The 21,403-nt window shown below is 33.1% G+C and carries 18 protein-coding genes and 1 tRNA gene; 5 read left to right on the forward strand and 14 right to left on the reverse strand.

Annotated elements, in window-relative coordinates; genetic code table 11:
* Positions 1-47: 47 nt before the first annotated feature.
* Both bamG and DOS84_RS16320 read right to left on the reverse strand, forming a co-directional pair.
* On the reverse strand, positions 48-1,298 hold the full coding sequence (gene bamG / locus DOS84_RS16315; protein WP_111411173.1) for a BamG family beta-barrel-assembly machinery protein: 1,251 nt from the start codon (positions 1,296-1,298) through the stop codon (positions 48-50).
* Positions 1,291-2,025: a type III pantothenate kinase gene (locus DOS84_RS16320; RefSeq protein WP_111411174.1), complete on the reverse strand. Its 735-nt coding sequence runs from the start codon at positions 2,023-2,025 to the stop codon at positions 1,291-1,293. The genes bamG and DOS84_RS16320 overlap by 8 nt, the downstream gene beginning before the upstream one ends.
* Before the next feature lie 144 nt (positions 2,026-2,169).
* Here DOS84_RS16320 and DOS84_RS16325 point away from each other — a divergent pair.
* From DOS84_RS16325 to DOS84_RS16340, 4 genes are all read left to right on the forward strand, one after another.
* A tRNA-Phe gene (locus DOS84_RS16325) sits at positions 2,170-2,242 on the forward strand.
* A gap of 334 nt (positions 2,243-2,576) precedes the next feature.
* A complete protein-coding gene (locus DOS84_RS16330) occupies positions 2,577-4,988 on the forward strand; it encodes an MASE1 domain-containing protein (protein ID WP_111411175.1) in 2,412 nt (803 codons plus the stop codon).
* Between the two features lie 39 nt (positions 4,989-5,027).
* Positions 5,028-5,459 carry a response regulator gene (locus DOS84_RS16335; RefSeq protein WP_111411176.1) on the forward strand — a complete coding sequence of 144 codons (432 nt, stop codon included), beginning with the start codon at positions 5,028-5,030 and terminating at the stop codon, positions 5,457-5,459.
* Positions 5,460-5,688: 229 nt separating this feature from the next.
* Positions 5,689-6,297 (forward strand): hypothetical protein, encoded by a 609-nt coding sequence (locus DOS84_RS16340; RefSeq protein ID WP_124020656.1) that lies wholly within the window; start codon positions 5,689-5,691, stop codon positions 6,295-6,297.
* Between the two features lie 84 nt (positions 6,298-6,381).
* On the opposite strand, the gene DOS84_RS16345 is transcribed toward DOS84_RS16340, so the two are convergent.
* From DOS84_RS16345 to DOS84_RS16375, 7 genes are all read right to left on the reverse strand, one after another.
* On the reverse strand, positions 6,382-8,640 hold the full coding sequence (locus DOS84_RS16345; RefSeq protein WP_111411178.1) for a glycoside hydrolase family 3 N-terminal domain-containing protein: 2,259 nt from the start codon (positions 8,638-8,640) through the stop codon (positions 6,382-6,384).
* Positions 8,641-8,904: 264 nt separating this feature from the next.
* Positions 8,905-9,267 carry a nuclear transport factor 2 family protein gene (locus DOS84_RS16350; protein WP_111411179.1) on the reverse strand — a complete coding sequence of 121 codons (363 nt, stop codon included), beginning with the start codon at positions 9,265-9,267 and terminating at the stop codon, positions 8,905-8,907.
* 75 nt (positions 9,268-9,342) lie between these two features.
* Positions 9,343-10,248, reverse strand: a complete 906-nt coding sequence (locus DOS84_RS16355) for a pseudouridine synthase (protein WP_111411180.1) — start codon at positions 10,246-10,248, stop codon at positions 9,343-9,345.
* A gap of 140 nt (positions 10,249-10,388) precedes the next feature.
* Positions 10,389-11,345: a geranylgeranylglycerol-phosphate geranylgeranyltransferase gene (locus tag DOS84_RS16360; protein ID WP_111411181.1), complete on the reverse strand. Its 957-nt coding sequence runs from the start codon at positions 11,343-11,345 to the stop codon at positions 10,389-10,391.
* A gap of 51 nt (positions 11,346-11,396) precedes the next feature.
* Positions 11,397-12,335 (reverse strand): mevalonate kinase family protein, encoded by a 939-nt coding sequence (locus DOS84_RS16365; protein WP_111411182.1) that lies wholly within the window; start codon positions 12,333-12,335, stop codon positions 11,397-11,399.
* Positions 12,336-12,391: 56 nt separating this feature from the next.
* Complete coding sequence (locus DOS84_RS16370) at positions 12,392-12,586, reverse strand: hypothetical protein (protein ID WP_111411183.1); 195 nt, start codon at positions 12,584-12,586, stop codon at positions 12,392-12,394.
* 41 nt (positions 12,587-12,627) lie between these two features.
* Positions 12,628-13,710: a diphosphomevalonate decarboxylase gene (locus DOS84_RS16375; protein ID WP_111411184.1), complete on the reverse strand. Its 1,083-nt coding sequence runs from the start codon at positions 13,708-13,710 to the stop codon at positions 12,628-12,630.
* Between the two features lie 108 nt (positions 13,711-13,818).
* Between DOS84_RS16375 and DOS84_RS16380 the strand changes: the two genes are divergently transcribed.
* Positions 13,819-14,295 carry a TspO/MBR family protein gene (locus DOS84_RS16380; RefSeq protein WP_111411185.1) on the forward strand — a complete coding sequence of 159 codons (477 nt, stop codon included), beginning with the start codon at positions 13,819-13,821 and terminating at the stop codon, positions 14,293-14,295.
* 33 nt (positions 14,296-14,328) lie between these two features.
* Here the strand turns inward: DOS84_RS16380 and DOS84_RS16385 are convergent, their stop codons facing one another.
* From DOS84_RS16385 to DOS84_RS16405, 5 genes are all read right to left on the reverse strand, one after another.
* A complete protein-coding gene (locus tag DOS84_RS16385) occupies positions 14,329-15,075 on the reverse strand; it encodes a hypothetical protein (RefSeq protein ID WP_111411186.1) in 747 nt (248 codons plus the stop codon).
* An 81-nt stretch (positions 15,076-15,156) separates the two neighbouring features.
* Positions 15,157-16,365, reverse strand: a complete 1,209-nt coding sequence (locus tag DOS84_RS16390) for a BaiN/RdsA family NAD(P)/FAD-dependent oxidoreductase (protein ID WP_111411187.1) — start codon at positions 16,363-16,365, stop codon at positions 15,157-15,159.
* A 192-nt stretch (positions 16,366-16,557) separates the two neighbouring features.
* Complete coding sequence (locus tag DOS84_RS16395) at positions 16,558-17,244, reverse strand: glycerophosphodiester phosphodiesterase (protein WP_111411188.1); 687 nt, start codon at positions 17,242-17,244, stop codon at positions 16,558-16,560.
* A gap of 79 nt (positions 17,245-17,323) precedes the next feature.
* A complete protein-coding gene (locus DOS84_RS16400; protein ID WP_111411189.1) occupies positions 17,324-19,003 on the reverse strand; it encodes an alpha-amylase family glycosyl hydrolase in 1,680 nt (559 codons plus the stop codon).
* A 1-nt stretch (position 19,004) separates the two neighbouring features.
* Positions 19,005-21,392 (reverse strand): glycoside hydrolase family 31 protein, encoded by a 2,388-nt coding sequence (locus DOS84_RS16405; protein WP_111411206.1) that lies wholly within the window; start codon positions 21,390-21,392, stop codon positions 19,005-19,007.
* Positions 21,393-21,403 lie beyond the last annotated feature (11 nt).

Consider the following 21,403-nt stretch of genomic DNA (forward strand, 5'->3'; position numbering starts at 1 on the left):
TCATAATAGAATGTCAATTAGGGAAACAGATTTATTTGACCTATAAGTTAGTCAATTTTTCTGTGTCCAAACCATTTGTCATTAAGAGAGAAACTCACTGCAAAAGTAAAATAATTTTCTTGAACTAATCCTTTAGCAGTTGTACCTCTTTGTCCATATTCTAAACCAACATTCATATTGGACAAACTACCTGAAATTGGCAATCCAAAACCTAAGGTTATTCCTTTATCGTTTATTTCTTCTGAATTGACAATAGTTCCGGTTTTTGTAAATTTCAAACCAGCTCTGTATACCACTTTTTGATAGTATTTAGAAAAAACATTATAGTTCGGAACATAATAACCTCCCAAGCTGTAACTTGAATATTTTCCATAAGTTGTATTACTTGAAGTATTATAATCAGACGCTAGTTTCCCAACGTTTTGAAAAACCATTTGTGTTCCTATCATCCATTTTTTAGTTTGACCGGCACCAAAACCAAAAGAGATTTTTTCAGGAATGGTCAAATCCGTTCTAATCTCTCTTTCATCCACGGCATCAATAACACCTACGTCAAAATTAGAATTATAATTTACCGTAGAAATAGTTCTCTTATTGCTAGAAGACAATTTACTTTGAGGAGTGTATGTAAAACTACTATACAAATTTGTTTTTTTATAGATTTTGTACTTATACATTGCTCCAAAATTAGCAGTAAAACCATTCAAATCAGCTTTATTCACCTCCTGAGTCCCTATTGCAACACCTGTAATATATTCTAAATTTGAATTATTAATCCTTCCAAAATTATACTGCATATCGGCACCAATCACTAAATTGGGAATAATTGTATACCCCAATGAAAAAAAAGCTTTGTTTAAACCACCTGTTCCCTTCATTACATTATTTGCTCCATTTGGATCTGAACTTGTCGATTGAATATTGTATCCTACCGAAGTATAAGGCAATAATCCAAATCCAACACCAATTTTCCCTAACGGCAAAGCAACAGCCAAATAATCCAATGTTGTTCTTTGTGCATTTTCCTTTTTAGAATCAGTTTTCAGACTAGTAGAGGTATAATTTCCTCCTATCGTAAAAGTAGTGAACCTAATACTCGCGAAACTAGCAGGATTCAAAATATTAATATGAAGACTGTCTTGCTCAATATTTAAACCTCCCATGGAACGATTTTCAAGATTTCCTTTAAATCTGGATTCACCAATTCCGAAAAAAGAATAAGGAGAGGCAGATCCACTTTGAGCATTAGACATTAGTGAAAAAAAGAAACATGCAATAACAATAATTTTTTTAATCATTTTCTATTTTATATTGAAAAATTTGGTTCAAACTCTCTAATAGAAAATTTGAATTGGCAAATATGGTATTTTTTAATCGTTTAGCCAAAAATTCTGTGTCCCCACCCGTTAAAATTATTATAAAATTTGAGTATTTTGATTGATATTCATCGACAAAACCATTAATCTCATAGACCAATCCATTTACAACTCCAGAATGGATTGCTTCCGCCGTTGAATCTCCAACGAAATTTTTAGGACTCTCTACAGTAAGCAAAGGTAGTTTTTCGGTGAAATTGTGCAACGATTCGTATCGCAAACGCAAACCTGGGGAAATAGCTCCTCCATGATATACATCCATTTCATCTACAAAATCGTAGGTCACACAAGTTCCCGCGTCTATAATTAATCGATTTTTGCCTTGAAACTGTAAGGTTGCACCGGCCGCCAGTACCATCCTGTCTATTCCCAAAGTTTTTGGAGTAGCATAATTATTAACAAAAGGAAAACCATCTTCATGGGAAACAAACCATACATGAAGTTTTTTTTGAAAATACAAAAACGAATTTTTATCTACATTTCCGACAGAAGCCACAACCAAATACATGACTTTTTTATATTTTTTTAAAATAGCCTCAATTTTTTCCTGAATTTCGTCTTTAGAAAAAACGAAAAACTCTACCGTGTTATAACCCTCAAAAACAGCACCTTTTATTCTTGTATTTCCTATATCAATAGTTAAAACCATAGTATCCTTTTTAAAAATGCTAAGGTACGAATAGATTTTTTTTTAAAAATGTATTGTTTAATTTAAAAAAGATTCTATATTTGCACCCGCAAACAAGTTCACAGAACTCCTACACAAATAGCAGCAAAGTGAAAAAATAAGTACGGTACCTTAGCTCAGATGGTAGAGCAATGGACTGAAAATCCATGTGTCCCTGGTTCGATCCCTGGAGGTACCACAAAACCCACTCAAACGAGTGGGTTTTTTGTTTTTCACATCTTTCCAAAAACGTCCAATTTTCATTTATTTAACTGAAAACAAAAACGTTAAATTCAAATTCATACAGTAGTAATTCTTTATTGAATTCCAAAAAACAGAAAAAATTACTACAAAGACATTAATAAAAAAACGCTCCCATTTATGAAATTTAGATCGAAATTTCATAAATTCATACCAACAAACTTACATTTTAGAAATATAAATTATTTTTTTTATAAAATAATTACCCTTATTATCAACATATTACGACAAATCTTATTAATTTTGAGTAGCTGATATTAATAGAAAACATAATGAAATCAATTAATTCATTAACTTCTTTATATACAAAACCTTCAATACTAAGGTCAACTCCAATTGCTGTTCTTGTGGTTGCCACATTATATATTCTACTTTCTAAAACAAGCTTTTTAATAACAATCAACTCTGGAACTGTTAGTCCAATATTTTTTGCTGCAGGCTTTGCTTTTGCCTCGGTATTGATTTTGGGACACAAAGCACTGATCGGTATCTGGATTGGCTCACTTTATTCAAATATATTCCTTAATATAGACATTGCAAATCTGGATAAAACACATTTTCTAAATCACCTTCCTCTAGGTTTTTTTATTTCAATAGGAACTGTAGTGGCTTCAATTACAGGAACAATTATCGTCACTAGTTTGTGTCAAAAAGAGCATCCATTAAAAAATGGACAAAATGTATTGGCATTACTTATTTTAGGACCAATCGTTTATTCTACGATTACATCTCTTATTGGAGTCATTAGCTTGAGACTTTACGGTTCAATTTCTGTAGAACAATTTTGGTACACTTATAAAACATGGTGGCTTGGTGATGCAATTGGTATCATTTTAATTACTCCTTTGATGCTATCCTGGTTTTTAAAAGATTCTTTCGATAAAAATAATTTTAATTTCTTAGAATTAACACTCTATGGGCTAGCAACCATTTTATTATGTTTCGGCGTATTCTTTCAATATCACGATTTAAAATACCTCATCTTACCCTTATTGTTCTGGTCTGCCTATCGCTTTGAAATTCAAATCACTACGCTCATTATCATAATAATATCGCTGTTTGCCATTATAACAACAGTTCAAGGGATTGGACCCTTTAATGAAGAATACGTTAACGATTCAATTTTATTTTTGGATCTGTTTTTGAGTGTAATAACCATTTGCAGTCTTTTTTTAGCAGGAATTATCGCTGAACGAAAAAAGGCTGAAGATTCAATTAAAAAAAGCGAAAAAAATCTTCGTGAAAATCAAACTTTACTTGAATCTACCCTTGAAAGCCCTAAAGATATTAGTATTTACTCTATAGGTCTAAATTATGAATATTTAAGTTTTAATAATCTACATCGCCATAACATGAAAATCATGAATGGTATAGACATTATTTTGGGAATGAAACTTCAGGATTGCCTGATTAACAAAGAAGAACTTGATGAAGCAGTAACTGTCTTAAACAAAGTTTTTCTGGGAGAGAGTATTACCACAATAAGAAATTTTGATGTCAATAACAGTTATTGGGAGTTAAGGACTAGTCCTATTGTTAATCAAAACAATGAGATTATAGGAGCCACAGTTATTTCAACTAATATTACTGATAAAATAAAAGCTGAGGAAGCTTTGATAAAAAGTGAAGAAAAATATCGAAACATATTTGAAAATATCCCGGATGTAATTATTCAAACTAATCCCAATGGCATTTTTTGGAACATAAGTCCCTCTATCAAAGACATTACAGGTTATACTCCAGAAGAACTAATAGGGAGGCCAACAAAAGTGCTACAAACAGATGACGAGGAGCCAGATGCTGCTATCAAGCTTATAAATAAACAATTCATTTTAAATAATTATGAAAAATTAATTAAAACAAAATCAGGAGCAATAAAACATATTTCTCTAAGCGGCAAGATGATTTTTGACAATAATGGAAACAAACATCACATAGACGCCATTGTACAAGACATCACACAAAGAAAGGAACATGAAAAAGAGATTGCAAATCAAAACCAAAAATTACAAATTCAAAACAAAGAGCTGGAACAATTTGCCTATATCACATCACATGATTTACAAGAGCCTTTGCTTACGCTAAAATATTTTTCAGAACTCATCAAAGCAGATTTCCCAAAGAACACCAATGAAAACATCAATCAATATCTGGATTTTATTTTGGAGTCCTCTAATAGAATGCAAAAACTTGTTAAAGGATTATTGGACTATTCCAGAATTGGAAGCCAAATTGAATTAACAAAAGTAGACTGCAAAGAAATAGTAAATGAGGCTATTTCAACTTTATCGGATATCATTCAAAAAACAGAAACACAAATCACATTTGATGATTTACCTCAAGTACAAGGTTGTTATGTAGAATTGATTCAGCTGTTTCAAAACTTAATAGAAAATGCAATAAAATTTAGAAAAAAAGAAATCCATTTAACCATCAATATAACTGCAAAACAAGTTGGAAACAATTGGCAGTTTGCTCTAGAAGATAATGGAATCGGAATTGAGGAACAAAACAAAGAAAAAGTCTTTATCATTTTTAAACGTCTCAATAACCGGGATGAATATCCTGGAATAGGAATTGGTCTTGCAATTTGCAAAAAAATTGTAGCCTTGCATAGAGGTTCTATTTGGGTCGAATCAATATTTGGTCAAGGTACAATTGTTTATTTTACCATCCCGAAATAAAAACAGCATCCCGCCCTTAAAAAACAAATAATCGCTAATATGAAAAAATTAAATTCTGTTTTGCTGGTCGATGACGATGTGGCAACCAATTTCATCAGTAAAATGTTAATTAAAAAAGCAGGAATAACGGACCATATCGAAACTGCTTTAAATGGTCGACAAGCATTAGATTACTTGACGAACACTGGAAAATATGAAAAATCAGATAGTATCTTTCCACAACCCATGTTGATTTTACTCGACATCAATATGCCCGTAATGGATGGATGGGAATTTGCCGAAGCCTTTTCAAAATTGGATAAAAATCAAAAAGAAAAGATTGTAATTGTAATGCTCACCAGTTCGCTTAACCCTGATGACAAAGAAAAAGCAGCAAAACTTCCTGCAATTTCAGGTTTCCAAAATAAGGTTCTTACTTCAGAGGGACTCACCTCTATTATGAATACTTTTTTCCCTGATCATCTAGATTAATTTCATCATTATATTATCCAAAGAATCAATTTATAATAAACCGTTACTATAAAAAATAATGACCAATAGCACTGGTTATTGTTGTATAAAACATTTTTTTTACAAAAAAAAATGTTTTTCTTGTCTTTTGTTATATTTTTTATATATTTATCAGATAATCGGAAAAATAAATCGTTTTGTCGGTTATTTAAAACCAATATAAATAAAATTGCTTGATAAAAGATAGAATATGACCCCCATTTTACTTCTTCAACTACGAAGCATTATCACTTCTCCATTAATTTCAATATTTTGCAAAAAATTTGAAGAAAATGAAATATTATTGAGAAAATCTATTGACACCAGTATTTGCACCGTTCTTATTGGCCTCGAGAATATAATGGAGAACTCCATTTTATATGATAAAATCATTGATTCTATAACTTTTACTGAATTTTATAAAACCACTGAATTTGAAAACGGAAAAATTTCTTCAATAAATTACTCTTTTGAACAAGAAGGTTTTGTTCCATTGAATTTGATTTTCTCATCCAAAAAAGGACGTATCTCAGAAATGATATCAAACGAGGTTGGCATTAAAAGTGAAACAGCGGGAGCTATTCTAAATTTTGCAGTAATGATAATATTATCTCATTTTGTAAATGAAAAACAAAAATCGACCATTATCCAAAACGATTTAAATTCACAAAAAAAAATAATACTGCACAATGTTCCCGAAGGTATCAGGGTGCTTCTTGGATATTCAAATTTTGAATATGAAGATGCTCACGCCGATTCAAATGCATCGATAAAAACCAATTCAAAACCTCATTTCTTAAATAAAATTTTCAAATTCTAGCTACAGAAGTTCACAAGGTTTTTATAAAATAAAAAATGGCAACAATCCTAAGACCGTTACCATTTTTCTTCTAACTAATTAAACCTATTTTAATGTAAACTCTTGTGTGAGTCCCTCTATTTGAATTTTGAAAGTTCCTTTTTCCGAAATCCACTTCAAATCATTGTTTACAAATTGAAGATCTTTTTGATTCAAAGTAAAACTTACTGTTTTGCTTTCGCCAGAAGCCAAATTAATTTTTTCAAATCGTTTCAACGCCTTAACTTCAGGTGTAATACTTGCCACTTTATCTGACAAATAGAGCAAAACAGACACTTTTCCACTTACTTTTCCAGTGTTTTTTACTTCAACAGAAACCTTTAAGTCATCCGAATTACTTACTTCGGGTTTATCAATTTTAAGGTTCGAATATGCAAAAGTTGTATAAGATAAACCTGTTCCAAATTCAAATTGAGGCGAATAACTTTTTTCATATTTGGCATCATTATTTTGCTCATCATCTCCTAAACTTTCTGTGTATTTTCGATTGTATTTTTCTAATGAATTAGGATATCTAGGATAATTATACGGCAACTTTCCACTAGGATTCACCTCCCCGTACAATATATCCGCTAATGCTCTTGCTCCTTCATTTCCAGGCAAATAACACTGTACTACGGCACTCATGTTTTCTTCAAAATCACTTATCAATCTTGGTCTTCCTTCGGTCAACACCAAAACAATTGGTATATTTAATTTAGACAACGCTAAAGCCAACTTGGATTGTGAAGCGGTAATGTACAAATTACTAATATCGCCGGGTGTTTCAGTATAGTTTTTCTCACCAAGACATAGAATGATTTTAGATACTCCCTTGGCCATTTCAATCGTTTTTGCAATTTCTGCATCATCAAAATTTGCTAAATCTGCCCCATGCGTATACAACACATTTTCTTTGCCAATTTTATTTTGTAATGCTTCAAGGATCGTCATTTTGTCTGCAGCATAAGTATCTGAATTTTCTCCCTGCCAGTTGTAAGACCAACCGCCATTCAAATACTTCATACTATTGGCTGTAGGTCCAGTTAGCAATACTTTTTCGCTTTTATTTAATGGTAATACTGCATTGTTGTTTTTTAACAATGTGATTGACTCAGCCGCTGCATCGTATGAAGCATCTATAAACTCTTGAGAGCCAAACTTTGGATAATCCTTCAAATTGGCAACTGTGGTTTGAAACAAATTCAATTCAAATTTCATTTTCAAAATTCTGGTTACAGCATCGTCAATTCTTGACATTGGCACTTCTCCCTTGTTCACCAAATCCAACAAATCAACATAAAAACTATAATCTTCGGGAACCATACTCATATCTATTCCTGCCAAAACAGATAATTTGACCGCTTCACGATTGTTCTCGGCAACTTTATGTCTGGTATAGAGATAAATAATGTCTTTCCAATCGGTAACTACAACTCCTTGAAAACCCAATTCTTTTTTCAAAACATCAGTAATTAAGTATTTGCTGGCATGAACTGGAGTTCCATTAATTTCACCTGAGCTAACCATTACACTTTTGGCACCCGCTTTAATAGCTGCTTGATAAATAGTCAAATCAAACTGTCTCAAAACTCGCTCAGGAATAATACTTGGAGTTCTGTCTTTTCCAGTTGTTGTGCTACCGTATCCTATATAATGTTTCATACAGGAAGCCACATTATATTTTGACCCAACATCATTCCCTTCAAAACCTTTTACCATCGCTTCGCCCATTCGGCTTGACAAATAGGCGTCTTCACCAAAAGACTCCCACATTCTTGACCAGGCTGGATTTCTTGGCAAATCCAAATCGGGTGAGAAAACCCAAGGAATGGAAGAAGCTCTTGTTTCATAGGCCGAGATTTCAGCACCTTTCTTTACAATATCAGTATTGAATGTTGCTGCCATTCCAATTTGCTGCGGAAACAATGTTGCACCAGCCGTATAACTCGAACCGTGAATAGCGTCTATCCCATACAATACCGGAATTTTCAATCTCGTTTTATTTGCCTCACTACTGATGGTTGTAATTACTTCATTCCATTTTTTAATAGTAGGCGCCCCTGGATTTGGCACATTTAAAATAGATCCAACATGATATTTTTGAATCGCCTCATTTAATTTTGGCAGATCAAATTCTCCTGGTTTTCCTTTGGCCTCCAAAGAAGTAATGGTAATTTGTGTCATTTGGCCAATTTTTTCTTCGGTACTCATTTTGGAAAGTAGTTCGGAGACTTTCTTATCTATTTCAGAGTTCGTATTTTGACTTCTAACTCCAAAAGTCAGAAAACTCAAAAATAGCAGTAGTGCAATTTTTAATCTCATTTTTTTATTATTTACCTTTTAAACTTAGACTTTTTAATAATTGCTTAAATTATTAATGAATTTTAAAAGTAATTATATTTATTAAAGAACTGTTTTTTAAGGAACTAATTTAGTTGTTTTTCATAGGTTTAACGTTTTCGTAATTTTATAATTAGGTACTAACACCTTAATTTTTCTTTTTCTTTTTACTCTTTTTTCAAAAAAAATCCCATTTCACTTTTTTAGCGAAATGGGATTTTTAAATAGTAAAAATTGTTTCAATTACTATCCATGATAAACTCTCGAAGCAACAATTTTGTCTTCTTTTACCACAAGAACCTCAGCAACAAGCATGTCTTCTTCACCGTCAACTGTGCGAATGTATTCCATAAAAACACGATCAGCATTAGCCGTTAAAGACGTCACTTTATAGTGCAAACTTGGTAAACGATCAAAAGCGTCGTGCCACCAAGCTCTTAAAGACTCTTTTCCAACTACTAACCCTTGCGTTTCTGGCTTACGAATTTTTAATTTTGGACTGAAATGTTCTGCTTCATCATCATAAAGTGATAATAATTGTTCCAAATTATGATTGTTAAAAGCTTCAAACCATTTAAAAGCTATGGATTGCAATTTTTCTGCTGTCATTCTGTTTGTTTTTAAAATTAAAAAATCCCTTTACATTTTGTTATGCAAGGGATTTTGAAGTTATTTTATAAAAAATTATACGTTCTTCAAATTGATAATTTCCTGTTCTGTCAGTAGTCTCCAATTCCCTCGAGGTAAATTTTTCTTGGTTAATCCTGCAAAAGCCACACGGTCAATTCTAAGAACATCATAATTGAAATGTTCAAAAATGGAACGCACTACTTTTACATTTGCAGATCTCAATTGAAGTCCAATTTCACTCTTTGCTTCTCCTTCAATATAGCTGACATCCTCTACATAAACGCGGTGTCCATCAAGAACAAGTCCTTTGTTTATTTTTTCTAAATCTTCAAATTTTAAATTTTTATCTAAAGAAACCTGATAGATTTTGGAAGATTTTTGATTCGGTAATGTAAATTTACGAATCATGTCCGTATCATTGGTAAACAACAAAAGTCCCGTTGTATTTTTATCCATTCTACCTATTGGTCCAATTTTCGCATTGGTAGAACCCTTAACCAGTTCTAAAACATTACGATATTCTTGACCTTCATCAAGTGCTGTGGTGAAATTTTTAGGCTTATTTAATAAGATGTACACTTTTTTCTCCGGTGTCAAAACCACTCCGTCAAAATTAACCACATCACCTGGTTTTACCATATAACCCATTTCGGTAACAGGAATACCATTAACTTTTACATTTCCTGATTGAATGTAAATATCAGCATCACGTCTAGAGCAAGTCCCTGAATTTGAGATGTATTTATTCAAACGAATTTCATCTTTTACTTTAGGTCTTTTAGGCGCTTGATTTGGTTTTTTCTCTACTTTATCAGTAGTATCGGCAACTTTTACAATTGTTTTTACTTTTTTTGGCCCTTGTGCCCTTTTTTGCATCGCAGGTTTTGGCTTATTCGAACTTGGTCTAGAGCTTGTTGGTCTAGCACCACTTCTTTTATTATTGCCTTCCTTATTGTTCATAATATTCTATAATTTGCTGCAAAGATACTATTTATATCATTGGGAAACGATTTTTGGTAATTAGAAAAAGCTAACTGCTTAATTAAACGAATGTTAATCACAACAAGATTAGTAAATAGTATTTAATCACCTGAAAAAAATTAAATAGTCATCAATACTTTTTTACCATGCCACAGAACACTTGGATTAATCAAAACGATACAAAAAACGCCTAGTACTATGAGAAACTTCAATACATTGTGAAGCTTTACATATCCTTCTTTTGTTTGCCATTTCCACAAATAAAGCAAGAAAAAAATCATGATTATAAAACCACAATAAAAATAAATATCCATATACCCAACATCATAAACATTAATCAAAAAATAAACGGGAATTACGGTTAGCAGCGTCAATCCAGTAATTATTTTCTTAGAAACACCTTCGCCGTAAATAATAGGGATTGTTTTGTAATCATTAGCTAAATCTCCTTTTAAGTTTTCAAGATCTTTTATCATCTCCCGAATTAGAATTAACAAAAACAAGAAAGCGGCATGCGAAACAATAACAGCGAGTTTACCACTATTATTTTCAATTTCATACAATGGCATTTTTAAATAAAAGTACAGCAGAATTCCAAAAAAAGGAAGAACTGCCAAAAATGCTGCCATCAAATTTCCAATAAGAGGGTATCTTTTTATTTTATGGGAATAAAACCAAATCAGGAAAATATAAACTGAAAAGAACATAACGGCCCTAAAAGAAACAAAAAAAGCTATTAAAGCCACGAAAAAATTAAGGCTAAAATAGACTTGGAGCTTCGTTTTTTGACTTACCAAACGATCCAATTGTGATTTATTGGGGCGATTTATCAAATCCTTTTTACTGTCATAAAAACTATTGATAATATACCCAGAAGCTATAGTCAAACTTGACGCCAAAACGATTATAAAAATCTGAAAATCAAGTAAAATAGACAAAGCTCTTTTCTCTGGTGCCAATATAAAAATAGCCGACAAATATTGAGCTAAAGCAATAATAGGAATATTATAACCTCTAACCACAGAGAACAAACTCACAATTTTTAATACAAATAGTTTATGCTTCCTGCTTAACATGGAGTTTGTTTAGAATTTATAAATAGGGATTCTTAATTGTTCTATCTTAAATTAAAACTGATAAACAACTTCCAATTTAAAATCTTTTAAAGAGGCTTTGGCTCGTTCCAAATCTTCGGTAAATCCCAAAATATAACCACCTCCACCAGATCCACACAATTTCAAGTAATAATCATTTGAATCTATTCCTTCTTGCCAAATACCATGGAACTGTTCCGGTATCATTGGTTTAAAATTATTTAAGACCACTTTTGATAATTGTTTAGTATTTTCAAATAAAGACTTAATGTCTCCTCCCAAAAAATTCTCCACACAAGCGTCCGTATATTTTACAAATTGGTTTTTTAACATCGTACGGAAGCCTTTGTCTTTTAGATTTTCCATGAAAATATTAACCATTGGTGCAGTTTCACCCACAATACCAGAGTCTAATAAAAACACTGCTCCTTTTCCGTCAAAACTTTGGGTAGGAATTCCGGTAGCTTCAATATTGTCTTTTGAATTTATTAAAATCGGAATGCTCAAATAACTGTTCAATGGATCAAGTCCCGAACTTTTTCCGTGGAAAAAACTTTCCATTTGAGAAAAAATAGTTTTAAGAGTCAATAATTTTTCACGTGTTAAGTTCTCTAAAACCGTGATTTTTTGTTGTGCATATTTATCATAAATAGCCGCTACCAGTGCACCGCTACTACCAACTCCATATCCTTGTGGAATACTGGAATCAAAATACATTCCAGTTTGAACATCATTATTTAAAGTCTCTAAATCAAAAGTCACCAAATCAGGTTGATTCTTTTGTAATTGTTCCAAATAAGTAACAAATCGTTTCAAATGACCATTTGACTGTATAGCTTCTGCAGAAGGATTAGCATCTTTCTTCAAAGCTCCATTGTAAAAATTATAGGGAATTGACAAGCCTTTCGAGTCACGAATAATTCCGTATTCTCCAAAGAGTAATATTTTTGAGTAAAATAAAGGTCCTTTCATTTGGGATATTTATTGTTTAATTATCAATTTGGGGTTGGTAATTAGTGTTGTTTATTTCAAAAATCGACTACATCACCGCGATTTTCATTTTGTATTGCTATGTTTATTTCTTCCTGCTGTTCGGGAGTTAATTCTTTCCAAACTTCTTTTTCTCTGTCTTCAAAAATAGCCTTAATTTTCTTCAGAATATTTATATCCTTAGTCTTCGCTATCTTCTTTATTAATTCCAATTTTTCGGCATTGAAGTCCATAATCACGATTAATTAAGAACTAAAGATACGAAAAAAAAGCTTTAACCTAACGATGCACCATTTCCAATTTCGTCGCAAAGGTACTGACCATTTTGGCAATAGCCAACTAATTCTGTTTTAATAAATTGCAACACTTTTTCTTTTACCTCATTTGGATACAAAACATGTACATTGGCACCCGCATCCAGAGTAAAACAAACAGGTGTTTTAGTTTTATTCCTAAATTTCCAAATCGCATTTATAATTTGCAAAGTATTGGGTTTCATCAAAATGAAATAGGGTAATGAAGTCATCATCATTGCATGCAAAGTCAAAGCTTCGCTTTCCACAATCTTGATAAATTCTTCTAGGTTTCCATTCTTAAAAACAGGAATGAGTTTATCAAGATTTTCATGCGCTTGAGCAAATCGCTTTTCGGCAAATGGGTGTTCGTGCATCAAATCATGTCCTATCGTGCTGGAAACTTGTTTTTCGCCTTTGTCCACTAACAGAATCGTGTCTTGAAAATTTTTGAAAGTATCATGAATCGCATACGGATATGCTACACCATACAAATCGGTACTTCCTTTTATATTCGCCTGATTTCCCCAAACGACCACTTGTCCTTTTACGCTTCTGCAGGCACTTCCTGATCCTAATCTTGCCAAAAATGAAGCTTTGCTAAAGAAATAATCTTCGGTCATGTCCGGATACAATACTTTTTCCAAGCTCATGAAATTCATTGCCAAAGCCGCCATTCCCGATGCGGATGAAGCTATTCCAGAACTATGAGGAAATGTGTTCACGGTTTCAATTGTAAAATGATAGTTTTTCAAAAAAGGCAAATATGCTTCTACTCGTTCCAAAAAATTTTGGATTTTTGGCTTGAAATCCTCTTTTGGTTTCCCTTCAAACAAAAAATCAAAAGAAAAATTGCCATTGTTTTGTTTTCGCGCGAAAGCCAAAGTTGTAATCGTTTTGCAATTACTTAAAGTAAAACTCACAGATGGATTTGCAGGAATCTGTTTGTCTTTTTTACCCCAATATTTTACTAAGGCAATATTACTGGGGGCACTCCAACTGAAACTTCCTTGGTCAATAGAATGAGTATATTTGGATAGTATAAAATCATTAACTGCGAACATAAATAATAGTTTTCGGCAAAGATACTTTTTTTGATTAAATCGTTTATTTCTTTATTTGCATTCCTTCGAAAGTTTTTAAGTATTTTTGACTTCTCTAAAAACAAATAAATGAATAAGATCACCCGAATATTATCGATTGTTGTTACTTGTCTTGTTGTGGGTTATTTTTCCGGAATGGTTACTCGATCAGCAATTACAACATGGTATCCTACTTTGATTAAACCAAGTTTTAATCCGCCCAATTGGATTTTTGCCCCTGTCTGGAGTATGCTCTATATTATGATGGGACTCGCAGCAGGACTCGTTTGGGACAGAATTGATTTTGAAAAAGAAAGCGTTAGAAAAGCGTTGCAGTTCTTCGCGATTCAATTGGCATTAAATGCCTTGTGGTCGTATTTGTTTTTTGGGCTAAAAAACCCAATGCTAGCCGGTTTGGAAATCATCATCTTATGGTTAATGATTTATGAGACTTACATTCAATTTTCCAAAATCAACAAAATTTCTGGTTATTTATTTATTCCCTATTTACTTTGGGTAAGTTTTGCTGCAATTTTGAACGGAAGCATCTGGTGGCTGAATAGGTAGTTTGCAGTTTGGATTTTGTACTGAAAAATTACTTTATAATTTTTTTAGCTCTTGAAATTCAATGTTTTTGGCTGATAAAAAATCCATCATGCTGAGTATATTGTGATTTTTTATTAGTGCTTTTGATTTAGGATCAGTATCGCAAAATTGAAGGAAAAGGTCAATCTCATCTGATTTCAATTTTAAAGTTTCAAGATAGAATTTTTGATCACAGGTGTTTTTTGCCAATATTGCAAATTCAATTTCTGGAGAAGATTCTTTTTCTGTTTCTTTTTCTTTTGAGAATAAGTCTAAAAGCTTTTTGCCAATTGTAACAAAATTTAACCCGTTAACAAACGTCCCATTTCTCATCGCTTGATATCCCTCGTTATTGTCGAATTTTTCGGTGGCATATTCATCTAGTTTACTTTGCTCGTATTTTTTGTCTTTGCTTAATTTTAAATTTTGCTTTTTTGCAACTACCACCTCATCTAATTCTTCTGCTTTTTTAAACATTACAACTTGTAGATTATTTAACTCAATCTGCTCTTTAGATACTTTCAACCTTTTCCAATTAAAATTTTTTGCATAAAAAAGCAGACTGTCATTGACTTTAACTTGAATTAAAAACTCTCCTCTGTCATTTGTAGTGGTGCTTTTTTTAGATGTTTTGTTGATTACCTCCACATTTTGCAGCAATAAATTGTCTGATGTAACGACTCCTTTAAGAAGTTTTTCAGTTTGTGAAAAGCTAAATTGGCATACAATTAAGAATAACGCAGTGAGTAATTTTACTTTCATTTATAAGAATTTATTGAAAGTAAATATATTCTAATAGTTCCTAAAGAAAACATAGATTTGGTGTAAATTTATGTTAATTAATTAAATAGCATTCGCCACAATAAACCCGCTAGTCCAGGCATTTTGAAAATTAAACCCCCCTGTAATGGCATCTATGTTTACAATTTCACCAGCAAAATAGAGGTTTTCATGCAGTTTGCTTTCCATCGTTTTGAAGTTGATTTGTTTTAAATCGATTCCACCTGCAGTAACAAACTCTTCTTTGAAAGTGCTTTTGCCATTGACTTGAAATGTACTATTAGTCAATTGCTGAACTAAATTTTGTAATTGCATTTTGGATAAATCAGCCCATTTGGTTTCGGCTTCAATATTTGATGCTAAAACTAAACTTTCCCAAAGACGGTTTGGAAAATCGAAAGGTGATTTTTTGGAAATCGCTTTTTTGGCATGCTCCTGCTTTAAAGTTTTTAGAATTTTCTCAGCATCTTCGGTATCCATATCGTTTAACCAATTCACATAAATAGTAAACTGATAGTTTTTATCGAATAAAATTCGCGCTCCCCAAGCCGATAATTTCAAGATTGCTGGGCCGCTCATTCCCCAATGTGTGATTAGCAATGGCCCGGTTGAAGTTAATTTCGTGTCTTTTACTTTTACGGTAACTTGAGCCGCTACACCCGGCAATTCTTTGATTCGAGAATCTTTTATGTTAAAAGTAAATAACGAAGGAACTGGACTTACGATTGCATGACCTTGCTGTTGAAGCATTTCCCAAATTTTAGGATTACTTCCAGTGGCAAGAACCAATTTCTCAACAATATAATTATCGTTTTGCGTTTCAACTTTCCAAAAATTGTCTTTTTTGAAAATGGACTGAACACTTTGTCCTGTGAGAACAGCAATTCCAAGCTTTTGGGTTGCTTTCACAAAACAATCAATAATGGTTTGTGATGAATTGGAAACAGGAAACATACGCCCGTCCTCTTCAATTTTAAGATCAACACCATGTTTTTCAAACCATTCAATAGTATCTCCCGAACAAAACTGATGAAAAGGACCGCGCAATTCTTTTTCGCCTCGCGGATAAAATTTCACTAATTCATTGGGCTCAAAACAAGCATGAGTCACATTGCAACGTCCTCCTCCAGAAACACGAACTTTTCCTAATACTTCGGCTCCTCTTTCGAGTATGGCTACTTTAGTTTTTGGGTTTTTCTCAACGATATTGATAGCCGTAAAAAAACCGGCAGCGCCACCGCCAACAACGAGTATGTCAAAATTTTGATTCATGATTGTGAAAAGGAATAAAATGGAATGCAAAGGTAAGCATTCGTTTCTGAAAGAATGTAAGTTCAACTCTAAGGCAAATGCAAAAGTTAAAAAAATAAATTATTATAAGTCATTATTATTTGTTTGACACAGATTCCACTAATTATCACAAATTAATCTGTGCAAATTTTTGGAATCTGTGTCAAATTTATTTTAAATTCGATCCAAAAAATCGGTGATTATACCATTTACTTTGAATGATTTCATCCTTTGGATATCTTCTCTTTCATTTACTGTCCAAGGAAAAACCTGAATACCTTTCTCCTGAATTTTGGTTGTATATTCATTAGTCAATAATTGAAAATCGGGGTGTAACGCTTCGGCTTTCAAGAATCGGGCGAAAGAGATAGCAAGATCCAAATCGGTTTCTGTCAAAACTCCAATTCGAATATTTTCATTTAAAAATCGGACTTGTTGCAGGGCATTCCAATCAAAACTGGATACCAAAAAGTGAGCATGATTCCAATTTTTATCTAAAATATAATGCTCTATTAATTGAACGACTTTCTCTGCGGTATCCTGATTTTTTAATTCAATATTTACAAAACACCTTCTATTAACCAAATCCAAAACTTCTTCTAATGTTGGAATCTCTTGCTCATCATTTATTCTAAAAGACTTTACTTCCTGTAATGTCAATTGATTTACAACACCTTTACCGTTGGTCGTTCTATCAATGGTTTCATCATGAATTACAATCAAATGACCGTCTAAACTGAGATGTACATCCAGTTCAATTCCATCAGCACCCATTTGTATTGCTTTTTCAAAAGAAATCAGTGTATTTTCGGGTTCGTATCCATTGGCTCCGCGATGTCCAATTTTAAGTACTTTATTCATATTATACAAAAGTAAGAAAATAAAAAACGCCTTCATTTCTAAAGGCGTTTCAATTCAAAACTAATAAACAACTAACTAACTATTTTCTTAATTCTAATAATACGATATCAAACTCGCTATCGATTACTACTTTTCCATTTGCAACCGTCCCCATTTTACCGGAATAGGAATCTCTTACTTTTGCTCCTTCTTTGAATGCAGCACCTACTGGAATTCCTTTTTTACCCTTAGTTAAATCCAGTCCAATAACTACGGTATCTGAATATTTTCCTCTAGAAAAAGTTCTAGAACAAACATAAGGTTTGGCCGAAATTTCAACATTCACACCAGCTCCCACAGCAGGATGATTTCTTCTGAATTGTCCCAATTTTTGCCAATGCGATTGCACTTTTTGAGTATTTGCATCGTTTTTTATTGCATCCCAATTCATAAACGAACGCAATGTTGCATCGCCTTGAGTTCCTTCGACCACAAGGGAACGAGCCGATTCGTCGCCGTAATAAACTTGTGAAATACCAGGAGTCAAGAGTAATTTTGTTCCACTTTCAAAACTCTTTTGTCTATTGGCATCAAATGGTCCACCATCATCATGCGAAGACAAATAATTTAATACACTGTATTCTTTCAATTGATTGTTTAACAAATTTGAGTATTTTGAAAATAAAGTAGCATAGTCTTTTTGGGCATCACTTTTGAATTCAAAATTGATCATTCCTGTAAAACCGTTCTCATAATAATTTACTTTTTTGTCTCCAAAATCGAATAGTTGCCCATTACTAATATTGTAATTATAGACTTCGGCTATAGTGTAAAATGGATTATTGTCTAAAACTTGGGTTGGATTCTTTTTTTTCCAATCTGCAAAAGAATAATCACATTGTGTTTTGAAATCGGCCCAAACACTTTCATCCGTATGTTTAACGGTATCTGCTCTGTAACCATCGATTCCAAACTCCGTAATATAATCCGTCAACCATTTTATAATGTAATATTTAGGTGTTCTTGGGTAGCCTGTTCTTTTGAAAAAGGCATCCAGTGAAGCCACTTCTTTATCATATCTTCCTTCGGCTTTCCATTTTTCAACCAAAAAAGGAGGCAATGCCACTTCTTCTTTACTTTCTGTTTTTACATCCGGCAAATTAGCCACTAATGTACAGGCTGTTGTGTTCTCAAAATTGTTATATTGACATTGTGGTCCTGTACGTACCCATCCTTCTGGCCAAACAGTATCTACTTCTGTAACTGGCCCAGTATGATTAATCACGCCATCAAGCATAATACGAATTCCTTTGGCATGGGCTTTCTTTACTAATTCAGCCAATTCTTTTTTGGTTCCAAAATTTGGATCTAAAGCCGTCCAATCTCTCGCCCAATAGCCATGAAATCCATAACTCAATCCTGTTCCTTCATCTACGCCATCGTGAATTTGCTCAACCACTGGTGTGAACCAGATCACATTGATTCCTAATTTTGTAAAATAACCTTCATCTACTTTTTGGGTAATCCCTTTGATATCTCCACCTTCAAAACCACGAAGTTTCCCAGTGGTTTTGGTTCTGTTATAATTTACATCATTCGATTTATTACCATTATTAAAACGGTCGGTCATCAAAAAATACAAATTCGCTCCTTCCCAGACAAAGGGAGTTTTTTCTGTTTTTACGTTTGAATTGATTTTTGATTCTTTTTTTACTTGAGCACTAACAAAAGTGGTTGCTACTAAAAAAACCAGAGTTAATGTTATATTTCTACTTCTCATATTATAATTGTATTTTAATTTCGTTATCTATACCTTTTTTCAACACTATTGGAATTTCGAGAATATTACCATTTGTTTTAAAATCTACATTTACACCGTTTACAATCACTTTGCTTGATTTTTCAGCGATATTATGAACTAACAAAGTAATATTTTTATCAGTACTAGTAAACGATTTCCCAACTTTAGTATTTATTTTTACCGTAATTACTTTAGCCGTTACATTACTCGAAAAATTTAATATTTCGTAAGCTTCTTTTTCAAAATCATTGGGTGTTATTCCGTCGTCGTTGTACAATTTACCTGTACTTGAAGTAGTTTTTTCATCATAATAAAAATGTAAATCAAAATTAGCCAACGAATATTTGGTTGTATTTTGAATCGTTTTAATCATCGGAATAAAAGCACCTCCACGAACAAACACCGGAATATTATCCGCCGAAACTGCAATTGTTTCAGTTACGCCTGCTTGGTGTTTTTCTCCTGTATAAAAATCATACCAATTATTGCTTTTTGGAAAGTAAATAGTTGTGTTTATAACTCCGGATTTAGTAATTGGAGTCACCAAAAAATCATTCCCCCACAAATACGAATCACAAGAATTCAACAGCTTTTCGTTCGTTGGTTCTTCAAAAAACAAAGGACGCATCAGAGGTAAACCTTTGTTATTATTTTCAAAAGCCAATGTATAATTGTACGGTAACATTTGGTAACGCAACTCGATTTGTTTTTTAACTTTGGCCTTAGTTACGATATCTTTATAAACAGGTTCTGACGGTACATCTTCCTGCGCATGTGGACGATAAACAGGCTGAAAAACACCATATTGCAACCAACGAATATATAATTCATTGTCAAAATAATCACCTGCGAATCCGCCTAGATCTGAATGCATATAGGCCATTCCCTGCATTCCCATTTGCAATGCAATTTCAGGTTGTGACTGTAATCCTTCCCAAGATCTACTTACATCGCCAGACCACGGAATCATTCCGTAGTGTTGAGAACCAGAATATCCAGCACGCATTAGAATAAATGGACGCACCCTTGGAAAATCGGTTGTATAACCATCCCGAATCATTTTAGCCCAATTATGCCCATAGATATTATGCACTTCATCGGCAGGTCCTTGAGCTGTAAATGCTGCCGATGGAAATACTTCGGGTTCTCCCAAATCGCCCCACCAACCACCAACACCTTGGTTGATTAAATTTTTATAAATATTCCAAAACCACGTTTTTCCTTCGGGTTTAAAGACGTCCACTAAACCAGTATTTCCAAAATAAAAATCATATTTGAATGGGTTTCCGGCTTGATCTGTTGCCAGTACTTTTTTATCTACTGCTTCTTGCCATTTGCTAGATGTCGTTAAAATAAAAGGTTCCGTAATCAGAATGGTCTTAACACCTTTGCCGTTCAAATCGGTTATCATTTTTTTGGGATCGGAGAAATTGTCTTTGTCCCAATCCAAATTCCCCATTGTTCCCTGAACCGTTTTTCCAAACCAGTACAAATCCAATATTATGGCATCTACAGGAATTTCATCTTTGATATATTTGTCAATGGTTTTGGTTACTTCTTCCTGGGAATGATATCCAAATCGACTGGAAAAATTCCCCAAAGCCCAACGAGGAACTAGAGGCTGTCTCCCAGTTAATGAAGTATAATTTGAAGTCAAATCAGCCCAAGAATCACCAGCTATTACCTGATATGTTTTTCTGCCCGAAATGGTTTCATAAACTAATGTGTTGTTTTTTTTACTGTCTAAATCCAAATAACCAATAGCTCCGTTATCAAAATGAACGGCATAAATTTTGGAAGACATTACCAACGGAATAGAGAAATTCATTTTTTTCGAATGCGTTCCATATCCATAGTCTGCTTGGTTGTACAGTTCCAAACGATTACCGCGACGGTTCATCCCCAATGCACGGGCTCCAGCACCGTAAAGCGCTTCGGTTGCTTCCAGATTAAACTCAAACGTTTCTTTTGGCTGTTCTTTGCTAGCATTCTCTCGTTGCACATATCCATTTTTTTCAGAAATCAATGGTTTTTTTTTGTACAAATAGCTAATTTGGAATGGACTTTTCACAACAGAAACCGTAATTCCATTAGAAGAAAACACTAGCTCGTTTTGGCTTTGCTTTATTTTAAAAACCGATTTCGCAGGAGCTAAAACAACGGCATGCGAATTGGAATTCAATTTTTCGCTTGTTGGCAAAAAAGTGGTTTCAACTATTTTATCCGAATAGGGTTTAATGAAATATTGCCCATCCGATGTTTTAATTTCCAAGTTGTTTTGGACTACTTTATAACTTTCAAATTTTCGGTTCGCATTTTGGGCAAAGGAAAAACTTGAAATTAAAAGAAATAGAACTATTTTTTTCATAGCTGTTTTTT

The organism is Flavobacterium aquariorum (assembly GCF_003254745.1).
Lineage (GTDB): Bacteria > Bacteroidota > Bacteroidia > Flavobacteriales > Flavobacteriaceae > Flavobacterium > Flavobacterium aquariorum.

Bases quoted from the DNA above. Each gene is read 5' to 3' on its own strand.
- DOS84_RS16380 (WP_111411185.1), top strand. From the start codon at position 13,819: ATGAATAAGATCACCCGAATATTATCGATTGTTGTTACTTGTCTTGTT.
- DOS84_RS16345 (WP_111411178.1), bottom strand. From the start codon at position 8,640: ATGAGATTAAAAATTGCACTACTGCTATTTTTGAGTTTTCTGACTTTT.
- DOS84_RS16340 (WP_124020656.1), top strand. From the start codon at position 5,689: ATGACCCCCATTTTACTTCTTCAACTACGAAGCATTATCACTTCTCCA.
- DOS84_RS16335 (WP_111411176.1), top strand. From the start codon at position 5,028: ATGAAAAAATTAAATTCTGTTTTGCTGGTCGATGACGATGTGGCAACC.
- DOS84_RS16390 (WP_111411187.1), bottom strand. From the start codon at position 16,365: ATGAATCAAAATTTTGACATACTCGTTGTTGGCGGTGGCGCTGCCGGT.
- DOS84_RS16385 (WP_111411186.1), bottom strand. From the start codon at position 15,075: ATGAAAGTAAAATTACTCACTGCGTTATTCTTAATTGTATGCCAATTT.
- DOS84_RS16360 (WP_111411181.1), bottom strand. From the start codon at position 11,345: ATGTTAAGCAGGAAGCATAAACTATTTGTATTAAAAATTGTGAGTTTG.
- DOS84_RS16365 (WP_111411182.1), bottom strand. From the start codon at position 12,335: ATGAAAGGACCTTTATTTTACTCAAAAATATTACTCTTTGGAGAATAC.
- DOS84_RS16355 (WP_111411180.1), bottom strand. From the start codon at position 10,248: ATGAACAATAAGGAAGGCAATAATAAAAGAAGTGGTGCTAGACCAACA.
- bamG (WP_111411173.1), bottom strand. From the start codon at position 1,298: ATGATTAAAAAAATTATTGTTATTGCATGTTTCTTTTTTTCACTAATG.
- DOS84_RS16370 (WP_111411183.1), bottom strand. From the start codon at position 12,586: ATGGACTTCAATGCCGAAAAATTGGAATTAATAAAGAAGATAGCGAAG.
- DOS84_RS16330 (WP_111411175.1), top strand. From the start codon at position 2,577: ATGAAATCAATTAATTCATTAACTTCTTTATATACAAAACCTTCAATA.
- DOS84_RS16320 (WP_111411174.1), bottom strand. From the start codon at position 2,025: ATGGTTTTAACTATTGATATAGGAAATACAAGAATAAAAGGTGCTGTT.
- DOS84_RS16375 (WP_111411184.1), bottom strand. From the start codon at position 13,710: ATGTTCGCAGTTAATGATTTTATACTATCCAAATATACTCATTCTATT.
- DOS84_RS16400 (WP_111411189.1), bottom strand. From the start codon at position 19,003: ATGAGAAGTAGAAATATAACATTAACTCTGGTTTTTTTAGTAGCAACC.
- DOS84_RS16405 (WP_111411206.1), bottom strand. From the start codon at position 21,392: ATGAAAAAAATAGTTCTATTTCTTTTAATTTCAAGTTTTTCCTTTGCC.
- DOS84_RS16350 (WP_111411179.1), bottom strand. From the start codon at position 9,267: ATGACAGCAGAAAAATTGCAATCCATAGCTTTTAAATGGTTTGAAGCT.
- DOS84_RS16395 (WP_111411188.1), bottom strand. From the start codon at position 17,244: ATGAATAAAGTACTTAAAATTGGACATCGCGGAGCCAATGGATACGAA.